General features: G+C 37.2%; 15 protein-coding genes and 2 pseudogenes. 7 read left to right on the forward strand and 10 right to left on the reverse strand.

All coding sequences use genetic code 11. The features are described 5' to 3' along the window. Positions 1 to 146: 146 nt before the first annotated feature. The 4 genes and pseudogenes from IEV52_RS19820 to IEV52_RS22420 form a co-directional block, all read right to left on the reverse strand. A complete protein-coding gene (locus IEV52_RS19820; RefSeq protein ID WP_188404318.1) occupies positions 147 to 602 on the reverse strand; it encodes a hypothetical protein in 456 nt (151 codons plus the stop codon). 204 nt (positions 603 to 806) lie between these two features. Continuing rightward, positions 807 to 2009 carry a serine hydrolase domain-containing protein gene (locus tag IEV52_RS19825; RefSeq protein WP_229754394.1) on the reverse strand — a complete coding sequence of 401 codons (1203 nt, stop codon included), beginning with the start codon at positions 2007 to 2009 and terminating at the stop codon, positions 807 to 809. 237 nt (positions 2010 to 2246) lie between these two features. Next, positions 2247 to 3443 (reverse strand): annotated as a pseudogene (locus tag IEV52_RS19830) (erythromycin esterase family protein); the annotation flags it as partial. Positions 3444 to 3509: 66 nt separating this feature from the next. Beyond that, positions 3510 to 4553: pseudogene (locus tag IEV52_RS22420) on the reverse strand (serine hydrolase domain-containing protein); the annotation flags it as partial. Positions 4554 to 5137: 584 nt separating this feature from the next. On the opposite strand from IEV52_RS22420, the gene IEV52_RS19835 reads away from it, so the two are divergent. Both IEV52_RS19835 and IEV52_RS19840 read left to right on the forward strand, forming a co-directional pair. Continuing rightward, positions 5138 to 6568: an aldehyde dehydrogenase family protein gene (locus IEV52_RS19835; protein ID WP_188404319.1), complete on the forward strand. Its 1431-nt coding sequence runs from the start codon at positions 5138 to 5140 to the stop codon at positions 6566 to 6568. Between the two features lies 1 nt (position 6569). After that, positions 6570 to 8237 (forward strand): acetolactate synthase large subunit, encoded by a 1668-nt coding sequence (locus IEV52_RS19840; RefSeq protein WP_229754395.1) that lies wholly within the window; start codon positions 6570 to 6572, stop codon positions 8235 to 8237. Between the two features lie 101 nt (positions 8238 to 8338). On the opposite strand, the gene IEV52_RS19845 is transcribed toward IEV52_RS19840, so the two are convergent. The 5 genes from IEV52_RS19845 to IEV52_RS19865 all read right to left on the reverse strand — a co-directional run bounded on the left by IEV52_RS19845 (position 8339) and on the right by IEV52_RS19865 (position 13074). Beyond that, positions 8339 to 9421 (reverse strand): nuclear transport factor 2 family protein, encoded by a 1083-nt coding sequence (locus IEV52_RS19845; RefSeq protein ID WP_188404321.1) that lies wholly within the window; start codon positions 9419 to 9421, stop codon positions 8339 to 8341. 402 nt (positions 9422 to 9823) lie between these two features. Beyond that, on the reverse strand, positions 9824 to 9949 hold the full coding sequence (locus IEV52_RS19850; protein ID WP_188404322.1) for an FbpB family small basic protein: 126 nt from the start codon (positions 9947 to 9949) through the stop codon (positions 9824 to 9826). Between the two features lie 411 nt (positions 9950 to 10360). Then, positions 10361 to 10966, reverse strand: a complete 606-nt coding sequence (gene wrbA / locus IEV52_RS19855; protein ID WP_188404323.1) for an NAD(P)H:quinone oxidoreductase type IV — start codon at positions 10964 to 10966, stop codon at positions 10361 to 10363. Between the two features lie 145 nt (positions 10967 to 11111). Beyond that, positions 11112 to 12179: a nuclear transport factor 2 family protein gene (locus IEV52_RS19860; RefSeq protein WP_188404324.1), complete on the reverse strand. Its 1068-nt coding sequence runs from the start codon at positions 12177 to 12179 to the stop codon at positions 11112 to 11114. 235 nt (positions 12180 to 12414) lie between these two features. Beyond that, on the reverse strand, positions 12415 to 13074 hold the full coding sequence (locus tag IEV52_RS19865) for a DJ-1/PfpI family protein (RefSeq protein ID WP_188404325.1): 660 nt from the start codon (positions 13072 to 13074) through the stop codon (positions 12415 to 12417). Positions 13075 to 13519: 445 nt separating this feature from the next. On the opposite strand from IEV52_RS19865, the gene IEV52_RS19870 reads away from it, so the two are divergent. From IEV52_RS19870 to IEV52_RS19885, 4 genes are all read left to right on the forward strand, one after another. Continuing rightward, a complete protein-coding gene (locus tag IEV52_RS19870) occupies positions 13520 to 14215 on the forward strand; it encodes a response regulator transcription factor (RefSeq protein ID WP_188404326.1) in 696 nt (231 codons plus the stop codon). Then, positions 14205 to 15209, forward strand: coding sequence for a sensor histidine kinase (locus IEV52_RS19875; RefSeq protein WP_188404368.1), 1005 nt, complete (start codon positions 14205 to 14207; stop codon positions 15207 to 15209). Before IEV52_RS19870 ends, IEV52_RS19875 begins: the two co-directional genes overlap by 11 nt. A gap of 136 nt (positions 15210 to 15345) precedes the next feature. Continuing rightward, positions 15346 to 16029, forward strand: coding sequence for an ABC transporter ATP-binding protein (locus IEV52_RS19880; protein ID WP_188404327.1), 684 nt, complete (start codon positions 15346 to 15348; stop codon positions 16027 to 16029). After that, on the forward strand, positions 16026 to 18608 hold the full coding sequence (locus IEV52_RS19885; protein WP_188404328.1) for an FtsX-like permease family protein: 2583 nt from the start codon (positions 16026 to 16028) through the stop codon (positions 18606 to 18608). The genes IEV52_RS19880 and IEV52_RS19885 overlap by 4 nt, the downstream gene beginning before the upstream one ends. Positions 18609 to 18855: 247 nt before the next feature. Here the strand turns inward: IEV52_RS19885 and IEV52_RS19890 are convergent, their stop codons facing one another. Beyond that, positions 18856 to 22836 carry a S8 family serine peptidase gene (locus tag IEV52_RS19890; RefSeq protein WP_188404329.1) on the reverse strand — a complete coding sequence of 1327 codons (3981 nt, stop codon included), beginning with the start codon at positions 22834 to 22836 and terminating at the stop codon, positions 18856 to 18858. Positions 22837 to 23503: 667 nt separating this feature from the next. On the opposite strand from IEV52_RS19890, the gene IEV52_RS19895 reads away from it, so the two are divergent. After that, the gene (locus IEV52_RS19895) at positions 23504 to 24355 is read left to right on the forward strand and encodes an endonuclease/exonuclease/phosphatase family protein (RefSeq protein WP_229754396.1); all 852 of its coding nucleotides are present in this window, start codon (positions 23504 to 23506) and stop codon (positions 24353 to 24355) included. The last annotated feature ends 961 nt before the right edge of the window (positions 24356 to 25316 follow it).

Consider the following 25316-nt stretch of genomic DNA (forward strand, 5'->3'; position numbering starts at 1 on the left):
CTATAGCCTTAAAACTTTTTGTCCATTCAGTCCCCTTACCTATTTAATTTAATTGAACATATACACTGTTTACTAAACAGAGCTACCCTGTCCTCCACTGCATCCGTAACAGAATTAAAAATGAAGTTAATCGAATCATAATAAGGTTAAATGCCATCAGCTTTTACAATTTGATAATCTGTTGGCTTGAGAACAGAGTTCTTAAGAGTAAGGTTTATTTTGTAATCCTTATTTTCACGCTTTACGGTAACCACTGCATGGGTTGTCACTTTTTTCTTTTTCTTTGTTAAACCGAAGAATTCACTCTTGTATTTTGCTTTAACCGTAACACTTTTAATTGAGCCGCTATCTTGTGATGCTTCATTGGCAAGTTGTTCTAACGTTTTTGTATCCACCGGTTGGTTCGCTATTGTCGCTTTGGATGCAAACCTTTCTTGAGCTTCTTGATAATCCTCATTTTCCAGGTCTGAGTAATATTGTTTGACAAACTCATCTGCCCCCTCTGCTGAACCAGTTGAAACAAAACCGCAACCCGCAAGTAAACTACCTACAATAAAGATCAAAGCGAGCCCGGAGTATAATTTTCCGTTTTGTTTAGTCATTCCCTTTCACCTCTCGATGCTATATTTCAGTCTTGTTATTGCATTTATGATTCCTATATGAACAATGTATAGGCCGATGGTTTCTTGAGCTCAAAACACTGGTTCAAACTTTGTTTTTTACAAATGCTTCTTAAACCATTTAAAGTAGCCTCATTCTTAAGTTGAACTAATAAGAATGAGGCTTCTAGAATTGCTTTTTATCAATTACCTGGAGAGGGGTGCATAGCTAAATTCTGCTATTAGTGCACTCATTTCAGCCATGGAAGAAAAGTCAGGATCCATGTTGCTTACGTTTGAATAAACCGTCATTACATGCCTACCATCTCTACTCCCTCCTGCCCAAGAGGTCGCTCCAGGAAATCCTCCTCCGTGTCCCCAATAGGGCTCTCCATTCTTAAATCGAACTTCTGCTATACCAAGACCCCAGTTTACGTCTGCAGCCTCTCCTTTAGTAGCTTCCACAGTGTTAAACATCTGTTTCATTTGTTCAGGTTGGAGAAGCACACCTCTAAGCAACAAAGAATAAAACCTATTTAGATCCCGGGTGGAAGAGATCATCTCCCCAGACGCACCAGCCATGGATGGGTTTGTGTTCGTAACATCCACCAATGTCTTCTTATCTTTTAGTTGATAATAACCACGTGCGTGATTTTTACCTTTAAAAGATGTGGAAGTACCAGGTAAGTACGTGTCATGCATTCTAAGAGGCTTTAAGATTCGATTTTCAATTTCTTTTGCATAGGGTTTGCCTGTTGCCTCTTCAATGATCATTCCTAACAGAAGATAGCCCGTACTTGAATATGACCAAGCTTCTCCAGGTTTATTTACCGGTTTATGCGATAGACCTATCTTGATTAAATCAGATGTTTTGTAAACTTTAAGTCTGTCTTTAAGAAACTGTTTATCGGTTTTATCGGTAGTAATATCTTTTTCGTAATCAGCGATACCGCTAGTATGATTAAGCAATTGTCTGATCGTAATTTTATTACCATCAAAACCGTTGCCTTTCACTCTCCCTGGAAGCCATTTGTTTACTGAGTCATCCAAATTCATCCTACCTTCGCCTACAAGCTGTAAGATAACTGTAGCGACAAAAGTCTTTGTAATGCTTCCAATCCTAAATTGAAAATCCTGCTTCATAGGATTTTGAGTCGTTAAATTGGCTACTCCTGCTACACTGGTTTTGAGCTCACCATGATCCCAGGCTTGAGCAATAAAACCAGGTGCTCCAGCCTTAACGCCCTCTTTCAAAGCATCTTCTACAAGAGCCCATTTTTGTGGTTGCTGCGCACTAGCCTTAAACGGTTGTTCTGCACTAACTTTAGGTGCATTCACGCTATTTACGGAAAGTCCTACAATGAGTGTTGTCGCAATCGTACTGTAAGTTAAGAAATTTTTTGTTTTCATCTCTTATTTTCATCTCCATTTCATCTCTATAGGAGAATTGCTATAATCCTTGAACTACTTCCAATTTAGAGCGGAATAGACCTTATAGCTGCCTGCAAGAGCAGTTATTGCTAAGGCTGAAAAAGCTATTGTTATTATAAATTTTTTCTTCATTATTTTTCTCCAATGTACATGTCCTTGATACATGCTACTGTTCCATAGACCTTGTTAAATCAGTTCCACTAAATGATTATTCACTTATCGATTTAGTTGAGAAGGGCTTACCTTTTGAATTTGGACGAGTATGTCAAACGTTTCGCCCAATGAAATATCAACCATAGTGGGAATGCCAGGCCCAACAGTATTTACTCCTGCAAAGATTGGATGTTGTTCGTTTAACCACGTTTTCGTCTCACCCTTAGCTTTACGTAAATCTACAAAAAATTGATCATCACTGACTTTTCCAAGGGTGTAGTTAAAACTATTTGGATCAGATGAATTTACGGTTCCGTGTGGGCCAAATTCACCTTTCGTGTTATTCACGTTATATTGGCCTTCATACACGGATGTACCGATAGAAACATATTTATCACCATAATGTTCTACCAAATGTTGCCCAGCTACTTTCGGGTATACAAAAGGTATCATATTCGTCTTCGAAATGTGTCCATTATGACCCCATACAATGGTTTTTCCTAACTTTTCTTCGGTCCACTTCGCATTTTCATACATAGCAATATCATGTTTCAAATAATGATCGGATGGTTTTTCAGGAAGCGGTGAAGCCATTGTCGTAAACTGCTCAATTACACGAGCGTTTTGCTGGATCCAAACGAACTCTTTCGATTCTCCATTCAGTTTTTCTTTATTTTGTTCTAATAATGCACTGATTTGTTTGGCATCAGAAATGAATTTGTCTTGATCTTCCTGAGGCAGATTAATGAAAGTGTTAAAATCCTTTGTTGCCGGGATAAGATCTTTCATCTTTTCATTCAAGCTAGGTACAAGCTCAGGGCTATATTTTTTCACATAGTCTGTTATCGTGTTGTAAACATCCTCGTTTACCGTTATCATATCCATCCCAATGACGCGTACTTTCTTTTCATGGTCCGCATTATAGTCACGAATCCATTCCAACATACCTACTATCTCTTTCGTATTAAATGCCGGAGAGAGATGTTCACTTGGATTCCCTTCCCCAGTAAGTACATAATGATCAAGTTTTAAAGCTTTGTCCCATCCCTCTTCTAAAACCAGGTTGGTAAAGCCCATTTCGGTTACTAAATATTCAACAAATCGATGTTTCATTGTAAAAATTTCATGGGCTCCGTGCATTGCCTCACCCAAACCTACGATAGAAGCTGATCCTACCATATCCTGAAGTGGTTTAAGGTCATTAAGTGAAGAATTCGGTTCTGTTGTTTTTAATGATTTTGCATGATTCTCTAACCATTTCACATATGCTTGATCGTTATCAATTAGATGAGTTATTTCATTTGCCATCTTCATAACTTCATTTTCAGGTCTTTCTTGATTTGTCAGCATGATCACTTGCATATCATCTTTTTGATTTACGCCGTTGTAGCTAAGAAATCCTGGAATATGTCCGTTGTGCCATTTCCAGTCGGAGGATAGCTTAAACTGCTTCCCGTCTCCCCACCCATAACCGTAATTGGATAAATTTGGAGTGAACATCTTATCGAGTGATTTTTGGGAGATAAGTTCTCCAGACAAGAGCGCTTTGTCAAACTTATATAGATCTCCAACAGTTGAATACATTCCACCTGTCGGACCGAAGTAAGACATGTCGATGTCCCCTAGTTCCCAACCAGACCCAACGGCATGATTAGATTGTACGGGTTCATTGATATCAACTCCAGAGCGATCCATATCTAAAGGTTTAAAGAAATATTCGTTAACGTAGTTATCGTATGTTGTATGGGATACTCGTTCTAGAATGTATCCCAGTAAAGCATATCCTGCGTTTGAATAGCTAAATTTGGTTCCAGGTTCCGATATTAACTTCATTTTAGAGATTTGATCAACGAGTTCTTCATGAGAGACATATTTTGTTGCTTTCTCCGGATCTTTCAATAATTCTTCATCTAAATATTCACCAAGCCCTCCAGTATGCGATAGTAAATGATGAATCGTAATTTTTTCCCCGGAAGGGAAGTCTGGAACATATTTATTGATCGGGTCATCAAGCTTTAGCTTACCTTGTTCAGCTAGTTGCATGATGGCAACAGCAGTGAATGATTTTGTGATAGAACCGATGCGGAAGATAGTATCATCATTGTTTTGAGCATTGGTTTCAAAATTTGATTTTCCATATCCCTGTTTAAAGATGGTTTTCCCTTCTTTGGCTACTAGGATTGAGCCGTTGAACTTGTTCTCTTTCAAATATTGGTCTATCTGTTTAGCGAGTTGATTTTTATTAATATTTATAGGAGCTTTGACTGACACTTCTGTTTTTGGAGCTGCATTCACATACGTCCCGGCTAATGCAGTTAGAGAAATCGCAGAAGCCGCGACTGCCATAACAAATTTATTTTTATTCTTCATAATAACCTCCTGGAGTACTTAATTTTTTTGATCATTCATTTTGTTCTAAATGCTAAATCTTAATATCAAAAATCTTAATCTAAAGATATAAGATAAATTTTTGATGTGCCTTTTCTTAGTAACACCAACTTGTAACCTAAAATATCGATGGGTTATTTCTCCTACATTCTTTAGTTCCTGCTGACATCACCTCTCCCTTATTGGATACTTTTATTGTAAATACTTAAATTCACTTTTTTCTTAACAGTTCCTTACATGTTTCTTAAGTTTCTATCAGAAGTCTATTAATGAAAGAATTTTTGAATGAAAAAAGTTCATTTTTATATAGGTATCTCTAAAGCGTTCATGCTAAAGGCTGGTAGACATAAAAAACACTTATTAGAACATATTAAAGATATTGGAATGCTCGACGAAAGATTAACTGGTTTTAGGCAAAATTAAGATTCTTTTTTGGTCAGAGTAGGACGTTACCTTAGGCATTCAAGTAAGTGGTTGGGTTAAAAACTAAGGACATGCCTTTTAGATGTAAAGTCTAGCTTGATCTAACTCTCTCTCAAAAGTGATTTAGATAAAGGAGATTGGATATGCATACAAAACACCTCTGGATAGATGGTAAATGGGTAGAGACTCAGCGATATGAACCAATAATTTCACCTTTCTCAGGGGAAAAAATTGCTATGATTGCTCAAGCCTCTGTAGAGGATGCAGAAAAAGCGATTGTATCTGCTCAAAATGCTTTTGGACAGTTTAAAAAAGTACCAGCACATAAGCGATCGGAAATCCTAGATAAATTCGTTTCCCTTCTCTATCAACGCAAAGAAGAAGCAGCAAAGATTATTGCTAATGAAGCGGCAAAACCTATTAAGATCGCACGCTCAGAAATCGATCGAACCATTCAGACCTATCGATTCTCCGCTGAAGAAGCGAAACGGATGTATGGAGAAAGAATACCCATGGATGCGGCAGTAGGAGGAGAAGAACGAGTCGGGTTTACGATGCGGTTTCCTATTGGGGTAATATCTGCAATTACCCCCTTTAACTTCCCATTTAACTTGGTCGCTCATAAAGTAGGGCCAGCTATCGCAGCAGGGAATACCATTGTATTGAAACCGGCTGAATCCACCCCATTGAGCGGTCTTTTTCTTGGTGAATTATTTCAAGAAGCAGGCTTACCTGATGGTGTACTCAATATCATTACTGGATTGGGGCCAGAGTTAGGCCCTACTTTAACAGCTCATCCCTATGTTAAGAAGATAACATTTACAGGCAGCCCCGAAGTAGGCAAACAAATTATTGGAAATGCAGGCTTTCGAAAGGTGACCCTTGAATTAGGATCGAATTCTGCCTTAATTATTGATGATGGCATCGATATAGAGAAGATTATCAAACGAATAATAGAAGGTGCTTTCTCGAATGTCGGACAAGTGTGCATCTCCATCCAAAGGATATATGTTCATCGTTCTTTATATAAAAAGTTTCTCGAATTCATGATTCATCAGACAAGAAACCTGGTAACGGGTTCACCCTTGGATGAGAATACAGAAGTTACGGCAGTTATCAGTAAAAAATCGATCGACCGTATTGCCTTATGGCTGGCTGAAGCGGTGGAATTAGGAGCAAATCTTGAATATGGCGGGACCATCGAAGGACAGGTGATGACTCCTGCGATATTGACCAATGTTCCACATCAAGCAAAAATCATACAGCAAGAAGTATTCGGTCCAGTAGTGAGTATTTTGCCATTTGACCACTTAGAAGAAGCAGTTGGATTAATAAACGATTCGCGTTTTGGTCTACAGGCAGGCGTTTATACTAATGATGTGAATCATGCCTTTTATTGTATCAACCATTTAGAAACAGGTGGAGTTCTCATTAACGATATCCCAACCTTCCGATTAGATCATATGCCCTATGGGGGTATAAAAGACAGTGGTATCGGACGAGAAGGAGTAAAATATGCCATAAATGAAATGACAATAGAGAAGTTTGTGAGCTTCCATTGGAATACATTGTGAGGTGAAAGATTTGAAAACAACAGACGTTATGGTTAAATGTTTAGAAAATGAAGGAGTAAAATATATATTTGGAATTCCTGGTGAAGAAAATATTGACCTGATCCATTCCTTATCCTTTTCAGATAAGATTCAATTCGTGGCTGTTCGACATGAACAGGGTGCTGCATTCATGGCTGATGTTTACGGACGGTTGACGGGAAAAGCTGGTGTTTGTTTGGCTACATTAGGACCAGGTGCCACAAACCTGATTACTGGGATAGGGGATGCGAACTTAGACCGTGCACCTTTAGTCGCAATCACCGGCCAAGCAGGTTTGGAACGAATGCATAAGGAATCCCATCAATACATAGATGTGGTAGCCATGTTTACACCTGTAACAAAATGGTCCATTCAGGTTAAACGCCCTGAAACCATTCCTGAGATTGTTCGCAAAGCCTTCAAACTAGCGGAGATGGAGAAACCTGGAGCTGTCCATATTGAACTGCCTGAAGATATAGCTGCTGATGATATAGAGGATACCATTCTCCCGACGACGGCTTTGCCTAAATCCGTGCCCACAGTCGATAACATGGAAAAGGCAATTGAACTCATTCAACAAAGTAAAAAACCGTTCATTATTGCTGGCAACGGGGTTATAAGACAAGAAGCGGCAGTATCTCTACAAAAATTTGCTGAATCGATTAACGTTCCGGTTGCACACACATTTATGGCTAAGGGCGTCCTCCCTCCGGATCATCCTCTTAATATGTATACAGTAGGATTGCAAATGAAGGATTTTGTATTATGCGGTATTCATGAAGCGGACTTGATCATTGCTGTTGGTTATGACTTTATCGAATATTTACCGATGTACTGGAATGAAACAGATCCAAAACAGATTGTTCACATCGATACTCAGGCAGCAGAGGTAGATCTGCATTATCCAGTTGCTTCTGAGTTGGTAGGAGATATCCGATCAACTTTAGAATACTTGACTCAGAATCATAAAGGTACCAAAGGTTGGATGCCTGGCGATGAATTACATCAAAAACTCAAAGAAGAATTAGCAGGCATCAACAAGGAACCGGAGCCTAGAATAACCTCTGACACTACTAAAATAAAGATAAAGACGGTATTGAATCAGTTACAAAAAATCGTGAAAGACAACACAATAGTCATCTCTGATGTGGGTGCACATAAGATGTGGATAGCGAGGAATTACCAGCCTAAACTCCCTAACCGTGTCATTATTTCTAATGGATTTGCCTCGATGGGAATCGCACTTCCAGGAGCAATAGGTGCAAAGTTCGCTTGCCCCGATGACCCTGTGGTATGTATCATGGGTGACGGTGGGTTCTTGATGAATGGAGCAGAGATTGAAACGGCTAAACGGCTCGGATTAGCTTTTACAATCATTGTTCTTAGTGATTCCAAATATGGATTGATTGACTGGAAACTTAAAAATCGTTTTAATGAGAGCTTTGGAATTGATTTTCAAAATCCTGATCTGATTCGTTTGGCAGAAAGCTTTGGCATTGCTGGCATGCGAGTTAATCATCCTTCCGAACTGGAAAGTATCTTAACAAAAGCAGTAAACATGAATGAAGTGGTACTGGTTGAGATCCCTATAGATAATAAAGAAAATTTAAAGTTAAGCAAACATCTAGGAAAACATATCTGCAGACAATAAGTGAAATTTTGTAGTTTTATTTCTAAAGAATAACAAAAGAAAAAACTCCCGATGGGGAGTTTTTTTGTGGCCTAGATATATTTCTTAATAATTAGTTTGTTTTATCTTTTAGGTGATGTAAAGAACGTTTCATATTCGTATAGATTGACTGGAATGTCATTTACTCGTGTTATCTTTCCATTACGGATTTCAAAATGTAAAATTACTGGTGGTACAACCCTAGGAACCGGATCCCATTTTCTATTCATCCGGATATATTCTCTGACAAATACATCATTTTTACTTGCTGCTATTGAATCTATTTCTAATTTATACCTGCCACCCGCGATCTTCATCAGCTTATCACGGAACTGAAGATACCCATCAAAACCTTTATAGCTCCCTGCTAGGTTGCTCTTCCCTGGAACATAAAAAATAAAGTCTTTAGCAAAGTATTTTTTCAGTCCTTCTAGATCACCCTGCCAAAATGTGTTATAAAAATTGAGGACCAAATCACGATTGGTTTTAGAAGAGGCATTATTTACAACCCTATCTGAGATACCTTGTGCTCCTCCCTGAGGTTTCTTAATTCTAGCCTGATTCGGCGCTTTACTAGAAGGAGTCCAATATGCATCATACAAGTATAGATCTTCTGGGATAGTCCACGCTTCGGAAACTTTTCCATTCTTAATTCGGTATTCCATAAAGAAACGCAGATTAAACAAATTGTTAGGGTCATGCTTTCTGTTTATTTGTACGGCTTCTCGAGTAAAAACAACATCCTTGTTTATAGAAAGTACGGGTACTTGCATACTAAACTTTCCACCATTGTAATTCAGGATGTTTTTATAAAATTTCTGAAAGCCTTCAACACCCCAATATTCTCCTGCATTTTTTCCTCTTCCTGGTACGTGCATGATGAAATCAGGGGTTAAAAATTTAGATGCCCCCTCTACATCTCCCTTGCTAAAGGCTGCATAGAAGTCTTGCATCATTTCGGCAGTTTGGGTTGACCCCGTCTGATTCTTGTTTGCGACATTTAGAGGTTTCGGTGTTGATTCATTTGTTGATTGTGGTGTTGGGTTTGTTCGTTCTTGTTCAGCTTCTCTATTTCCATTACCATTCAAATTACACCCAGTTACTGAGAGTATAAGTGCTATCGCGCAGGATAATAAAGCAGATTTCTTAAAAGTTCTTCTGTTCAAATGGTGTTCCTCCTATTTTTATTAAAATTAAACTTTCTATAGTATCGTCCCCATCCCGTTCCAATTTATGAGTGTAAAAATCCACCTGCTGTCTAAAACAAATTAATGGATACTAAATTGTCTTAATCATATTAATCAACGGAAATTTCAATCGATTCGGCTTCGGCCCCATCATCTTAGACAGCATAAAAAAAGCAGCCCTATCATAGATAGGACTGCTTACAGTTTTGTTTCTTTTAAATTATTGGATGCTTGGTTTGATTATAACTCATTGTCAGACCTCAGGGTACATAGACTGGTTTTCCCATCCTGACTAAGGGAATGGCCTGTTTTCATATAGCTAGTGAATTATTTCTAAATTGTTTAAGTTATATTAAAGTGAAAAATTAAATCTTTTGATCATCATTTAGACAAGTGCTTGGTCTCTAATCGTTTTTCAATTCTCTCCAGTAACTGTTTATCCTGAAGCATTTCCTGCTTATTTTCTAACACCAATTCCTTAAAGGATAGAACCTTTTTCTTTCCCATTTTTTCACCTTTCTTTCCTTCCAAAATATGATTTTAAGGAAATTGATAATGGGATGGGAATTGAATCATTTTCAATTTCACTTTCCCGTCTGAGAAAAGTATAAATTTCGCCTCATTTTTTATCCCGGTTAATTTTCGATACAACAACTCTGCCTTAAATATTTTGGACTTATTATTACTGTTCTTTATATAAGGTAGAAGTAACTTCTTTTGTGTTATTCATGAGTTTAATTCTAATAGTTAAAACTGTCATTTCTCTTAATAAATTCTTACTTGTTTCTTAAGGTTAAGTGTAATGTAAAGTAGGACTTTCTAAAATTCACATGTAAATAAAAAAGCAGCCCTATCACAGATAGAGCTGCTCTAACTAGTCATTTTTCTTATAAATAATGAATGTTTGATTCCATTATTTTATAACCCTTGTTTAACCCAACCTGCAACAGTGACCGTACGTTTCGCTTGATGTTTTACTGCGTCTTTTACATCCTCTTTCATACCATCTTGCCCTGTAGTAACACTAGTACCATAAGGGTTTCCGCCTGCAGTAAATGTAACTTGATCTGTGTAACCAGGAGCAGCAATGATTGCCCCCCAATGATACATCATCGTGTAGAAGTTCAGAATTGTTGCTTCTTGTCCACCATGAGGATTTCCGGCACTGGACATTGCACTTACAACTTTATTCGCAAGTTTACCTTGGAACCAAAGTCCACCTGTAGTATCCAAGAATTGTTTCATTTGTCCAGGCATGTTCCCATAGCGCGTCGGGATACTGAAGATTAATGCGTCTGCTTCAACCAAATCATCTAGGGTTACTTCAGGCACGTCCTTTGTTGCTTCTACATGAGCCTTCCATGCTGGATTGCTCTCGATCGCCGCTGCTGGAGCAAGTTCTGGTACTTTTAAGATTTTAACTTCAGCACCAATCTCTTTTGCACCTTCTGCAGCCCACTGTGCAAGTTGATAATTCGTTCCTGTAGAACTGTAATAGATAATATTGAGTTTAACATTTGCCATTTTTTTGTCTCCTTTTTTATGATCTTTGTTTATATTTTGTAATACGGCTCTAATGCATACATTTTGATCAAAACAAGTTATAGATAAATTATTTTTATATTAAGCTTTTTAAATTTAAGATATTTTACAAAAAAATTCCCTAATCTTACTTAACTGGCGCTGTAAAGAATTTCTCATATTCATAAAGATCTAGCGGGATATCATTTACTTTACGAATTTTTCCGTCTTTGATCTCAAAGTGTAAAATGACTGAAGGTACAACTTTTGCCTCAGAATCCCACTTACGGTCCATGCGGATATATTCTTGAACAAATACTTCTTTGGAGCTTGCTGCCATAGACTCGATTTCTAGCTTATACTTTGTACCTGCTTTTTCCATCAGTTTGTTACGGAATTGCATGAACCCGTCCCAGCCTTTGTACGTCCCCGCCATATCACTTTTTCCAGGAATAAAGAACTCAAAATCTTTATGGATCATCTTTTTCATGCCTTCAAGATCCCCGGCCCAAAATTTGTTATAGAAACTCTGGATCAATTGCTCATTCTTTTTAGAGTAGGCTCCTTTAGTACTAGGGTTGCCCTGATACACTGAAGTTTTCTCACTATTAAGGGCTTTTAATGCAACTTTGGATTCTTTCACTGGTGGTGTCCAGTATTCATCATACGTATAAAGATCTTGTGGAATCGTCCATGCTTCTGAGACTTTTCCGTTCTTAATGTTGTACTTCATCATAAAATGTTGTTCAAACATACGTTCAGGATCGTGTTTACGGTTGAATTTTACAATCTCTCTGGTAAAAGCGACATCTTCACTTACTGCAAGTTGCGGAACTTCCATACTGAATTTCCCACCATTATAAGCCATGATGTTAGAAGTGAATTGTTTGAACCCTTCCACTCCCCAGTATTCGCCTGCATTAACTCCATTACCTGGTACGTGCATGATGAAGTCACTCGAGATGAATTTCGTTGCTGCTTCTATATCTCCACGAAGGAAAGCTGCATAGAAATCTTGGATCAATTTTGCGTTCTGTTGAGTCACCTTTGATTGATTACTGAACTGTACAGTATCAATTTTAAAACTCTCAGCACCGTTTGTGGCTGCGGAAACTACGCTTTGTTCTTTTGGGAACACTTGTGATCCGACACCTACCAACCCTGTTGCTACAGCAAGGGAAAGAACCATACTTTTTTTAACACTTGTTTTCTTCATTTTTATTTCCTCCCAATTTATCTTTTATTAAAGAATCTTAAAATTAATTATCTTTAATTTAAGATAAATATACCTGACCTTCTTATTACTGTCAACAATAAATATCAAAATAACGAAAGAATTATTAAGAGGTATTTGTACTTCTAATGTAAAAGGTCACCCAGTGTAATGTTTATTTTATTCCTTAGACTCAAATTCCAATAGTATGAAGGTGTCACACTCTTTTGTTTATCATTTATTTAAAATCAGAATCCTGTTTTGCAAGTTCTTCTATTACCCCTCTTAAGTGTTCTACTAATGGAGCCGGTGCTTTTTTAGGCGAACCTGTATCGAAAGGTGGTTGAGGATCGTATTCCAAAATAAGCTGAGATGCTTTGGCGATGTCTTCTCCTTTTTCCCAAGCGACTAATTGGAGTGCCATATCTATTCCTGAAGAGACACCTGCTGCTGTTACGATTTTTCCTTCGCGAACGACCCTTTCTTCAGTTGAAATTGATCCGAGTGAATTGAGTAATTCAAATGATCCCCAATGGCTTGTTGCTTTAACTCCATTTAGTAAACCTGCTTTGCTTAATATCAATGAACCGTTACAAACACTCGTTGACCACTTTGTAGTCTCATGAATTTTGATAATCCAATTCAACGTTTCTTCGTCATTCATTGGAACCTTATAGTTAGGCGGCTTACAGCCAGGTACAACTAAAATATCAGCGGAATCAACTTCGGAAAAGCTGTAATCAGCATGCAGATAGCCCATGTGTGAGTCTAGCTTAATCAACCCCTTTTTCTTAGCTACGAACTTAACTTCACTGTCCTGTACTGAAGCAAATACTTCGTAGGGCCCAATTGCATCCAATGCTGTGATTCCATCATAGAGCAAGATAGCGACTTTCATTCTGATCTCTCCAATACTATTTTTTATGTTACTTATTTAATTCTAGTAACATTAAATAAATTGTATATCAACCTTCTTAGTTATAGTTAAACTTGTTTGACATATCTGTGAAGTATCAATTTTCCATTAGTTTTGTTAATATTTCTCTTCGTTTATTAATATTTCTTTCTCCAAGGTAATTTCTTTGTAGTAATAACAGAATTTCATCTTCATTTTTTCACAATACTTGTACATTCCATCATCAGAAACTTGAAGCAATTGAAGCAGTGAAAGGACAAACTCTACGCTTCGAAAAAAATAAAGAAGACAAATCTTCATTATTAAAACCGATACTTAAATGATCAGTGTTTTTCTAGCCAACCTATTTGAATTTTTGATAAAAAATATTGGATAAAATATGATAAAAACGTACGAATAGAAAATTACCGACGTTAGGATGTTACATATGAAGATATTACTTGTAGAAGATGATAAAACAATCGCATCGGGGTTAGAATATTCCTTGCAAAAGGATGACTATGAAACGATTCTTTGTTATAGTGCCGAATCGGCGAAAAAGGTACTATACGAAAATTTAGATGAAATCGATTTATGTTTGTTTGATTTATCACTTCCTGATGGCAGTGGCTACGATTTATGTGAGCTAGTTAAAAAGCACAGTGACAAACCCGTCATCTTTCTAACAGCATTTGATGATGAAGTGAATGTTGTCATGGGTCTCGATATGGGAGCTGATGATTACATAACAAAGCCGTTCCGTGTTCGTGAGCTGCTTTCAAGAATTAAGTCAGTCCTACGTCGCTATAACAAGCAAATGCAGACAAAACCGATTATTGAGATTGATGATATTCGTATCAATACACTAGAAGGTAAGGTCTATAAAAAGGGTGAGGAAGTGCCAGTGACGGCTTTAGAGTACAGATTATTTCTGATATTCGCCAACCATATTGGACAAGTACTGACGAGAAATCAGTTATTAGAAAGAATTTGGGATATAGCTGGTGATTTTGTCAATGATAATACGCTGACTGTCTATATAAAGAGGTTAAGAGAAAAGCTAGAGGATGATCCGCAGAATCCAACTGTCATCAAGACAGTACGTGGGCTGGGTTACAAAGTTGGTGAAAAACGTGCTACGTAATCGAGAAATTCAAATCCTATTGGCAATCCTTTTCACTATCAGTTTCGGAGCAACAGCATTAACTGCGGCTATCCTTTCCTATCAAGCGGGGGTAGTAATTATTATCACTTCTGTATTATTAATTGGTTGTACTCTAACTTTTACTGCCTGGCGGTATCGAGAAATTGAAAAGCTTTCTAGTTATTTATTGCGCATTAGTAGTGGTGATTATACCCTTGATGTCCGTGATAACTATGAAGGTGAGCTTAGTTTTTTAAAAACTAACATATATAAAGTAACTATACAGCTTTCTGAACACAGCTCCCTGCTACAACGTGACAAAGTAAAGTTAACCAATGCTATATCTGATATATCTCATCAGCTAAAAACCCCTTTAACGTCAATGATGGTGATGGCTGATTTATTAAACGATACAAAGCTGAATGAATCGAAAAGGTTGGAATTCACCCATAATATTCGCGTTCAATTAGAGAGGATCGAATGGCTAGTTTCTTCTTTACTAAAGCTATCGAAAATTGACGTTGGAACAGTGCCATTCAAAAAAGATAAGGTTGTCGTTAACAAATTGATTAAAAAAGCCGTACAACCTGTTTTGATTCCACTGGATATCAAACAACAATCTTTGATAATAACCGGAGAGGAAAATGTATCGTTTCAAGGAGATCTCGAATGGACGGTTGAAGCAATCATTAACATTTTAAAAAACTGTGTGGAGCATACCCAGGAAGGTGGAGAGATCTCTATATCTTATTCAGAAAATGCATTATTTACAGTTATAACTGTTAGGGATAACGGCAAAGGGATTTCAAAGAAAGATCTTCCGTATATATTCAAACGTTTTTATAAGGGAGAAAATGCTGACCAGAACAGTGTCGGAATTGGTCTTGCAATAGCGTATAGCATTATTACTAGTCAAAATGGAGACATCGAGGTGATTAGTGAAAAAGATAGAGGGACACAGTTTAAGATTAAGTTCTATAAACAGGTGATTTAAAGATTTTTTTAATGAAGATTTGCTGGTCTACTTAACCCCCCCTTTACCTTAAGTGACTAAACTGTCACTTTGGAGTCACTTTATAGTCATTTTAGGCAGATATACTGAACCCAACATCAATTATGGAGGTTTTCAAATGGATATTTTAAAAATAGTGAATCTGTCAAAAGTCTATGGTAATGGGGAAACAGCAGTAAAAGCGCTTGATAACGTTTCGTTTTCCGTTAAAAAGGGAGAATTTGTTGTGATTATCGGTCCATCTGGTTCTGGAAAGTCAACTCTACTCCACTTACTCGGTGGGGTCGATCGACCGACAAGTGGAAAGGTTCTTGTCGATAACACAGATATTTATCAGTTAAATGAAACACAACTGGCGATCTTTAGACGAAGGCAAATAGGTTTAATTTATCAATTTTATAACCTGATTCCTATTTTATCTGTTGAAGAAAACATTACGTTGCCTATACTGCTGGATGAGCACAAGGTAGATAAGAAACAGTTCGAGGATATCATTAGAATCTTAGGCTTGCAAAAACGGTTAAATCACTTACCGAATCAACTATCTGGAGGACAACAACAACGAGTTTCGATTGGAAGAGCTCTCATAAACAATCCGGCCATTATACTCGCGGACGAGCCTACTGGTAACTTAGATAGTAAAAATAGCAGTGAAATTATGGAGCTATTAAAAATGTTTAACAAAACGTTTAACCAGACGCTCATTGTAATTACCCACGATGAAAGAATTGCTTTGCAAGCGGATCGAGTCATTGCTATTGAAGATGGAAGGATCGCCAAGGATGAGGTGATTCGCGCATGAACATCATTTATAAACTAACAGTAAGACATTTGAAAGAGAACAAGAGAAGAACACTTGTTACGATTATTGGCGTCATAATATCGGTCGCTATGGTGACATCTGTTGCAACACTAGGAGTTTCTTTTCTTGATCTGATGAAAAGACAAACGATCGAAAATGACGGAGAATGGCATATCCAATACTTGGATGTCAACAAAGACCAGATAGAAGCGATCGAAAAGGACAAAGAAACTAAGAGACTAATAATTTCAAACGATCGTGGTTATGCCTTATTAAAAAATTCTAAAAATGAAAACAAACCTTATTTATTCATAAAGGAATTCAATGAACATGGTTTTAAGAATTTTCCGATTGAATTAAGTAAGGGACGTCTACCACAGTCACAAAATGAAGTAATCATCTCTGAAGAGATCACAAGTGATGCAGATGTTGATTACGTGATTGGCGACAAAATAAAAATGGATATCGGGGAACGGTTTTTAGTTGGTAATGAACAACCACTATTTCAAAATGAACCGCTTCAGAAGAATGAGGATAAACAAACCGAAATACTTAAAGTGGAAACGACTGAAACCTATAAGGTTGTAGGAATTATCAAACGTCCGACATGGGAACCAACTTGGTCACCTGGCTATACGGTTATCAGCTTTATGGATGAAAAAATGTTGGACGAAACTGATTCCGTAGATGCATCCGTTGTTTTAAACAATGTGAATGACTCTTTGTACCAGCATGCAGAAACTTTTAAGAATCAATATGATATTAAAAAAGTTCTTTTTAACGATAACCTCCTCCGGTACTATGGTGTAACAGATAATAATAGACTAAGGACAACATTCTTTTCCTTAGCAGGAATTATTTTAGGCATTATTATCACTGGTTCGGTTTCCTTAATTTATAATGCCTTTGCAATCAGTGTTTCAGAACGTTCGAAACACTTCGGGATGCTCTCGAGTATAGGAGCTACGAAAAATCAGAAACGAAATTCCGTTTTTTTTGAAGGAGCCATAATTGGTGCAATTAGCATCCCTGTTGGTATTATTGCAGGAATTGTTGGTATGACTGTTACCTTTTGGTTTATTAACTCCTTTATAGAAGGAGCACTAGGCGTGACAGAGAAGCTACAGGTAATTGTCACACCAATTTCGATCTTAGTAGCATCGTTTATTTCAATCCTGACAATATTCATTTCAACGTACCTACCAGCCCGAAAAGCATCGAAGGTATCAGCAATTGATGCGATTCGTCAAACACAAGATGTCAAACTATCAGGTAAAATCGTAAAGACCTCAAAACTGATTCGTAAATTATTTGGGATAGAAGCAGAGATTGGTTTAAAAAACTTGAAAAGAAACAAGAGAAGATATCAAGCTACTATCTTTTCACTGGTCATCAGCATTGTTCTTTTCTTATCGGTAACTTTCTTTATATCAAATCTAACGAAATCAATGGAGCTATCCCATGAACGAGTTAATTTTGATATTCGAGTCTCTAGTAATAGTGAAAATTCAGACGAGCTTAAATCGATTGCAAAATCTAAATATGTAACTGAATCTATTGTTGTTAAACACCTACCGTTAAATACTTGGATTGATGAGTCAATGATCGCTGAAGGTTTGCATGAACAAATAAAGATTGATAAAAATATATTAAAAGATGGGAAATACCCTTATCTCATCTATTTATATGGACTAGATGAGAAAAGCTTTCAGGACTACGCGAAAGAGGTTGGAGCTGATTTAGAGAAACTAGAAAATCCAGACAATCCAACAGCGATTATTATCGATAAGGTTTCCTATGAAGAGCCCAATACGAATAGGTTTATTGAAACGAAGACTATAAATACAGAACCGGGTCTTATGATCGATTTGTATGCAATGAATTATGACACCGAAGAGCAGGTATTTTTAGACAAAGTAAAGATTGGTGCATTAACAGATCGAGTCCCCATGGGTATTGACACATCAGAAATCGGTGGTCTAGATGTTATTGTTACCGAAAGAACGATGGATACATTGATTAAAGAGCAAGACGAAGGTGATGTATCAGCAAATCTGTTTATGAATAGCTCGGATCCAATGGCAACGCAAGAAGAGATTGAAGATCTAAAGCAATCCGATTTGTATGTGCATAATGTATACCAGAATAGACAAAAGGTCCGACAGCTAGTGATGTTGATGTCTGTGTTCACCTATGGTTTTATCGCATTGATTACATCGATTTCAATAGCCAATATTATCAATACGATCTCAACCAGTATTTCTCTCCGTAAGCGTGAATTCGCTATGCTGAAGTCAGTTGGTATGACGCCAAAGGGGTTTAATAAAATGATCAATTACGAGAGCATCTTCTATGGAATGAAGGCCCTATTTTATGGGCTTCCAATAAGTATAGCAATGATGGGGCTGATCTACTGGTCTCTAAGAAACACTTTTGAATATGGATTCGCTCTCCCTTGGATGGGTATCATTTATGCTATAATTGCGATCTTCATTCTAGTGAGCTCAACGATGCTATATTCGATCAGGAAGGTTAAGAACGAAAACATTATTGATGCTTTGAAGCAAGAGAATATTTAGATTTTCCAAAAAAGAAAGATGCATCACTAATTGATGCTCATCTTTCTTTTTTTACTTCATTTAACTTAAAAATGAGCCCCTCTTAGGATTAAGATCATAATGAATATAGATGAAGGTAAACTGTCCTTAGTAATCGATTATGTCGGTCCTATATACCACTAAACTGCTCTTTAGTGCAAAAAGAAAAGCTGCCTGATGTAGCAGCTTCTCCTTTACTTTTATATTGGCTGCTGTTAAACGCAACGTTTTACCTGTTTTGATATTTTGCGAGTTTAAATATTTGAGGTATTGAAGTCACAGTAAATTGGGCTGTCACTTGGATTGATTTTGCCGTTTGATTACCTGCTTTATCTTTCGCCACTACTTTAAGAGTATTTACTCCTTTATCAAGCATCACCCGTACAGAAAAGGTGCCATCTTTGTAAATCTTTGCTTTTGTTCCATTCACTCTCACTGAAAGCAAATTTGCATCATTTACCTTACCAGTGACGGTTGTTGTTTCGCGTTTTATCTTTTCGTGATTTTTAGGGCTTCCAATCGACAATTGCGGCTTGGTTCGGTCGAGTGTAATTTTCACTGTAGTTGAAGGTGCGGTTGTACCGTTTGAAGTAGCAGTTGCAGTAAGCACATTTTCTTTTTCTTGAAGAGTAATAGGAATTAAAAAAGTACCATCTGCTTTTGCCTTTCCTTTTGCCACAACTCTACCTTTGTTCTGAATATTCACCATAACATTTGGTGTTGTATTTCCTTTTACGGATACATTTGCTTTGTTTGTAAAACTCCCGTCAACCGGAGATGTTATAGCTGGTATTTTTGTTTCATAATCCAAAACAGAACGAATCATAACGTTACCGATCCGGTAAGATACTTTAGACCATACCCCTTTGAAATAGGAATAGGAATGACCTGTAAACTTTGAGTCTAGATCCAGATTAATAAATGGAGCCAACGAAAAATCATTGGTCTGCGTATATCCAATGTAAAAATCACCTTTTACCGTAATTTTAAAATCTGCTAAGTCGGCCATGAGCCAATTGCCATCTGCATCAACTGTTAGATCTATCGGACCCGCGATGATTTTTCCTGGATACCCATGAGCCCCCGTTGCATCATATATAGTAACCTTGATTTTTTCCCCTTTTCCTAGCCCACTCTCGAACTTGAAAAGGCTCCCTTTTAGCTTCGCTGTTTGTATTCCTTTTGGTAGTGACATCTTCACAGCAAAACCGCTGCCTCTCACATCCATGGCAGTAGCACTTTCTACCGTACCATCATCGTATCTGATTTCCCCAGGATATCCGACAAACGGTGTCAGTCGGAGATTTTGTTCGATATTCTTGTTACCTTCGATGGTAACCGTACAATCCATATCTTTATAATTCTGTCCATAGACATGAAGAGTGTACGTTCCTTTATACGCTCGGATCGTAAATCTCCCTTTAGCATCCGTTAGAACCGGATTGACCGAAGCGTCTTCGATTAAAGATACAGTTGCGTAGGAGATAGGTTTCCCGGTTGCCTTGTTCAAAACTTGACCACTTACAGTCCCTTTTGGTAATTGTTCCAATTTAAAATCTAGAGTAATTGCTTTATCTTTTTGAATTTTAATCTTCTTATCCGCTGAGCGATATCCGTATGACTCTGCCCGAAGTGTAAAAGTACCAGCATCATGTTTCAATGAAAAACTTCCGTCATCAGTATTCGTCATAGCAGAGCGTCTGGTTTCTAAAACCGTTACTCTGGCTCCTCCTGGCAACGTATAAGCATTAGTTGGTGGTGGACTTGAAGATGTTGGAGCGAGAAGGTTTTCCATTCTAATAGTCTGAAGTTTATTCAATGATTTAGTGGGATTCAAACGTTTATTAATGTTTAATGATGGTAAAGGATTGGAATCCAGAGATATTTCATCGATATACCAACCAATAAACCGTCTATTTTCCGTTGTATAATGGAAACCAATAAAGATTTTCCTTCCTTTATAAGCAGATAAATCAACGCCACCATCAACCCACTGGTCAGCATTCCAGCCTTTATAGTTTGCGATAGGTGACCAGTTCTGCAGATCAGTGGAAACGACTACTATAGCATCTTCAGCAAAGTCTAAAGCATCTATATCGTAAAATTGTTTAAAGTGTAGAAAAGTTGGTTTGTTCGGAACATGTACTGGAGGCATCACCAAAGTAGCATGCTCTGGCTTATAAAGACCCTCGGGATTATGCCCTGTAAAATATGCCCTAGTCGGTTTTGTATTTGGATTCTCAGCTGTTTCCCATCTCCAAGAGTTATTTTCTCCGTAAGAATACCAGCCTTTTGGAGTGGATTCAAAATCCTGTTTATATCCAATAGTAATTGCAGGACTAGGCTTTACCTTATAGCTACTCGTTTTTGTACTGTTGCTTGCTGCATCCGTAAAGATCCAGTGATAATCGATACCGGATGGCTTTACATCTGTATATGGGATGATTACTTGGTATGTCCCACCACGGTAGTTTCCTGAGAGTTGCTTCGCACTAATTGTTTTCCAATTTAGAGTACCTGGTTCCCGGTAGAACAACTCTGCTTTTGCCATTCTTATATCATCTTGTGCTGTAATAATAATCTGGAGTGGAGCACCGACAAAACTTTCAGCTTCCTCCGGCTTATGAAATGATGGTTTTTCTTCATCTATACCTGTAACCTGCACTTGGCCTTTAACTTCACCTACACCACTTTGAGCTGCTAGAACTCCTCGGTATGCATCTACTAATCCATAACCATAACCATTGTTAGGTACCTTGGGATACTTGTCATCAGTAAGCGGCTGAGCCGTATCAATCAAAATCTTCTCAATCTCTTCATTTGTAAGTGAAGGGTTTGCTTGCTTCATTAAAACAGCAACTGCGGTTATATGCGGACTGGACATTGAAGTTCCGTTCCAACCCGATTCATATTTTCCTCCAGGAACGGAAGAACGAATATTAACACCTGGCGCAGATATTTCGGGTTTCATTGTGCCATATGGGGAAGGACCTCTCGAAGAAAAGTAGCCCAGATGGTCATTGCTATCCGTTGCAGCAGAAGAGAAAGATTCAGGATAGTTGGCCGGCACATCAATAGACCCATCGCCCACTATACCGTCATTACCCGCTGCGAAAACAGGGAAAATATCTGCTGCTTTCCAGGCTTTAACCATGGGACGGAACCATTCGTCAAGGCCAGCACCACTGCCCCAAGAGTTGTTTACAGCATCCGGTGCTTTCTCAGGATGGGGGTTGCCTTTGGCATCTTTTGGTGCAAGTATCCATTCTCCTGCTGTTAAAAGGGTTTTCATATCCGAACCATTTGGACCAAGTGCTCTAACCGTGATCCATTTTGCTCCCGGGGCCACACCAATTTGATTGGAACTGTTCGGCTCAGCTCCAACCATGGTCCCCATCGTATGAGTGCCATGTCCAACATCGTCAAAAGGTGTTGATTTTCCATCAACCGCGTCAAACCAGTTAAACGTATGGGTCGGGTGTTTAGGATCAGCAGGATTGTACCCTCGATATTTATCTTTCAATGCAGGATGATCCCATTGTACGCCAGTATCGATATTGGCAATAATCAAACCAGATCCGTTTATTCCCATTTTCCATGCTTTCGGTGCTTGGATTTTATTAATATTCCATTCAAGTGAGGAAGGATTTTGAATGATCGCTTTTTTAACTGTTCTAGGTTCGGGTTGTACCAATTGAATTATTTCATTGGCTATCACTTTTTCGACTTCCCCAAATGATGACAGTTTTTCCATAACATCCCTGGTAGCTGTGACAGCCATTGCGTTAACAATGTAAAAGGATTCGATCTCTTTTACATTGCCCTTATCTTTTTCTTGTTCCAAATACTGTTTTACGCGATTTTGATTCTGTGTAGCAGTATTTCGAAGGGCAGAAACAACAGCTGATTTCTTTTGTAGCTCTGACTGATATGGAGTCAATTTTAAGGACTTCGCTTTTTTTATCGCGGTAGAGGCAACATGCTCAAGATCTGTTTGTTGCTTAAATTTCAATATAAACGTAACATATGTATCATTCTTATATTGGTTCTCTAGTTTCTTACTAATCTTGTTTTTTGTTTGAGTTTCAGAAAGACTGACTAGTGGAAGCTGTTTTCTTGCTACCGTTTGATCTGGTAAAGCAGTACTTATAAGAAGAAGTGCAATTAAGATCAAAATAATGTTAGATGAAAAACGTTTTTTAGATTTCAAACTTAGCTCCCCTTTATATTAAGGAATAGTGGTCATGAATAGTTGTTCAGTCTATTTCAAGTGTATACTCTCACCCCCTTTTTACGATCATTTATTCAAGATGCATAAAGTGTCCAATGATTAATTTGAATCATATGAAATGATTATATAGTCAGAAAATTCAGAATACCAATTGTTTTTATCTATTATATCTATTGTTTCTATCTATTACTCAGTAATCTATTCATGATGTTATAGTGAAAGGTGTGGAGGAATATGCATCTATATCCTCCAACTATTAATCTCAGTTTGGACTCAAACTAAAAACCCCTTGGGTTAAGGGGTTTTAAAAGCTGGCATATACTGAATCACAAACGTTTTGGTCTTGCGCTTCTAATAGTAGGCAACTATGTTCTACTACTACGGAGTTGTACCTTATTTTTCTCCTTTTATTTTAGCGCCAAGTATACTAGTAGATATAATTCAATCTCCCAATGATTTCCTCCTCCTTTCTATCTCATGATCTAACCCTGAATACAAAAAAATTTAATTTTTTAAAATTCCAGCTTTTATGAATATTGTTAAAAATAAGTTAAATTCCCACTTACTATAGACATCAAAAGTTGCTATCTTTATCATAAAGCTTGTCAATAGACCTTGATTAATCTTATTAAAGGAGGAAAAGAACGTGGTAAAAAAAGTGAAGGTAGCAATAATGGTTTTGTTTTTGGCCTTTTTATTTCTACAGCCTGCTTCGTATTCCGCAGAGGGCAATAGCGGAAAATCCGTAAAACTTCGGGTAATGAGCTACAATATCCACTACGGGCATAATATGTATAATCAATATGACTTAGAAGCTATTGCTAATGTTATTCGTGAATCGAATGCAGATATTATTGGCTTACAAGAGGTAGATGTGCATTGGGGAGATCGAAGTCATTATGAAAATGAGGTCAAAATACTGGCAGAAACTCTTAATATGCATTATTTTTTTGCTCCAATCTATAACCTTCCATCAAATCTAGAAGGACAGCCTAATCGTCAATTTGGGGTTGCAATTCTAAGTAAATATCCAATTCTTAAAGCAGAAAATAGGCATATTACCCGTCTTTCCACACAATCAGCCAATCCATTACCTGAGCTTTTACCTGGATTCGCAGAAACCTTAATAAACGTAAAGGGAATTAAAGTAAACGTATATTCTACTCATTTAGATTACAGACCCGATCCAAAAATACGAAAAATGCAAATAGAAGATATGTTAAACATAATGTCTGAAAGCAATAATGAGCAAATCTTAATTGGTGATATGAATGCAAAACCGACATCTCCAGAGTTATCACCGTTGTTTTCAACGTTTAAAGATACATGGAAAGAAGTACATAATCATGATGGTTACACCTTTCCAGCATATGAACCCAAACAAACAATTGACTATATACTAACAACTCATGGTATTCAAACTGAATCATCTGAGGTTATCGATACATTAGCATCAGACCATCGACCTCTCATTTCAGATGTAATTCTCTTTCGATAATAAAGCATTGTGCATCGTTAACTGGATTAAAATTGATTTTTAGAAGAAATTAAATGCAAAGTAAATACTGATCATTGATTCTATGATTCAATTTAGAAGTATTTTTGGAGGATTTTAGGGGGTCCTCCTTTAGTTTTCTCATTTATTTTAAGAAGAGTTGGTAAAGTCAAATTAAGCAGTTCGAATTGTTTGTTTCGTGTCCTTCTCCTTTTTCCCAAAGTCAGTATTACAAACTGTTATTTCAACCTTTTCTTCATTGTTACTTCGTACTCAATCTTCTCCGTTTAAAACAATAAATAACTAGGGAAGATGGCTTGATTAATACAATCTTTCAAATCTATAACCACAAAAAAACTAATCATATGACCTAGCTGTTATAAAAAATCTGAGCTGATAAGCAGCTCTTTTTTTATTGTCCGTGAAGTTTAGAATAAAGTGAAATCTATTAAAGATAACTAAAAACCAGGCATTTGTTTTCTATTTTTTTCAACTGAATCCTTTTAATCCTTGTTGACTCCCCTATGATAGATTTCTTCTATCATTAAGATAGATTAATGAACATTGATAATTTACCAGAACAATCTTAATCTATTCACAATCTCTTGGACCTATTAAAACTTAGAAAGGAGGCAGGATGTTATCTTTCTTTATTTAAAGTTTGCTCCACTTGAAAACCGATGAAAAAATGGAAGTCCAGAGAGATACGGTACTAAAAATAGTAAAAGAACCATTTCAACAAAGAGTTTGGCACATAAGGTTTATTTAACAAAAAGCACCATATTCATCACTTTTGGTAAAACATCACCCCACTCCTCCTAGTTATCCTACATAACAATCAATTCTTTATATCACGGAAGATATAAACTTAACGAAAGGATGAACAAATAATGAAAACAAATCATTTTCGCTTTTCCGCTCTCATAATGTGCTTGTGCCTGTTGATTCCTTTGCTTCTTCCGAA

Origin of the sequence: Fictibacillus barbaricus, from assembly GCF_014635025.1 — a bacterium.
Taxonomy (GTDB): domain Bacteria; phylum Bacillota; class Bacilli; order Bacillales; family Fictibacillaceae; genus Fictibacillus; species Fictibacillus barbaricus.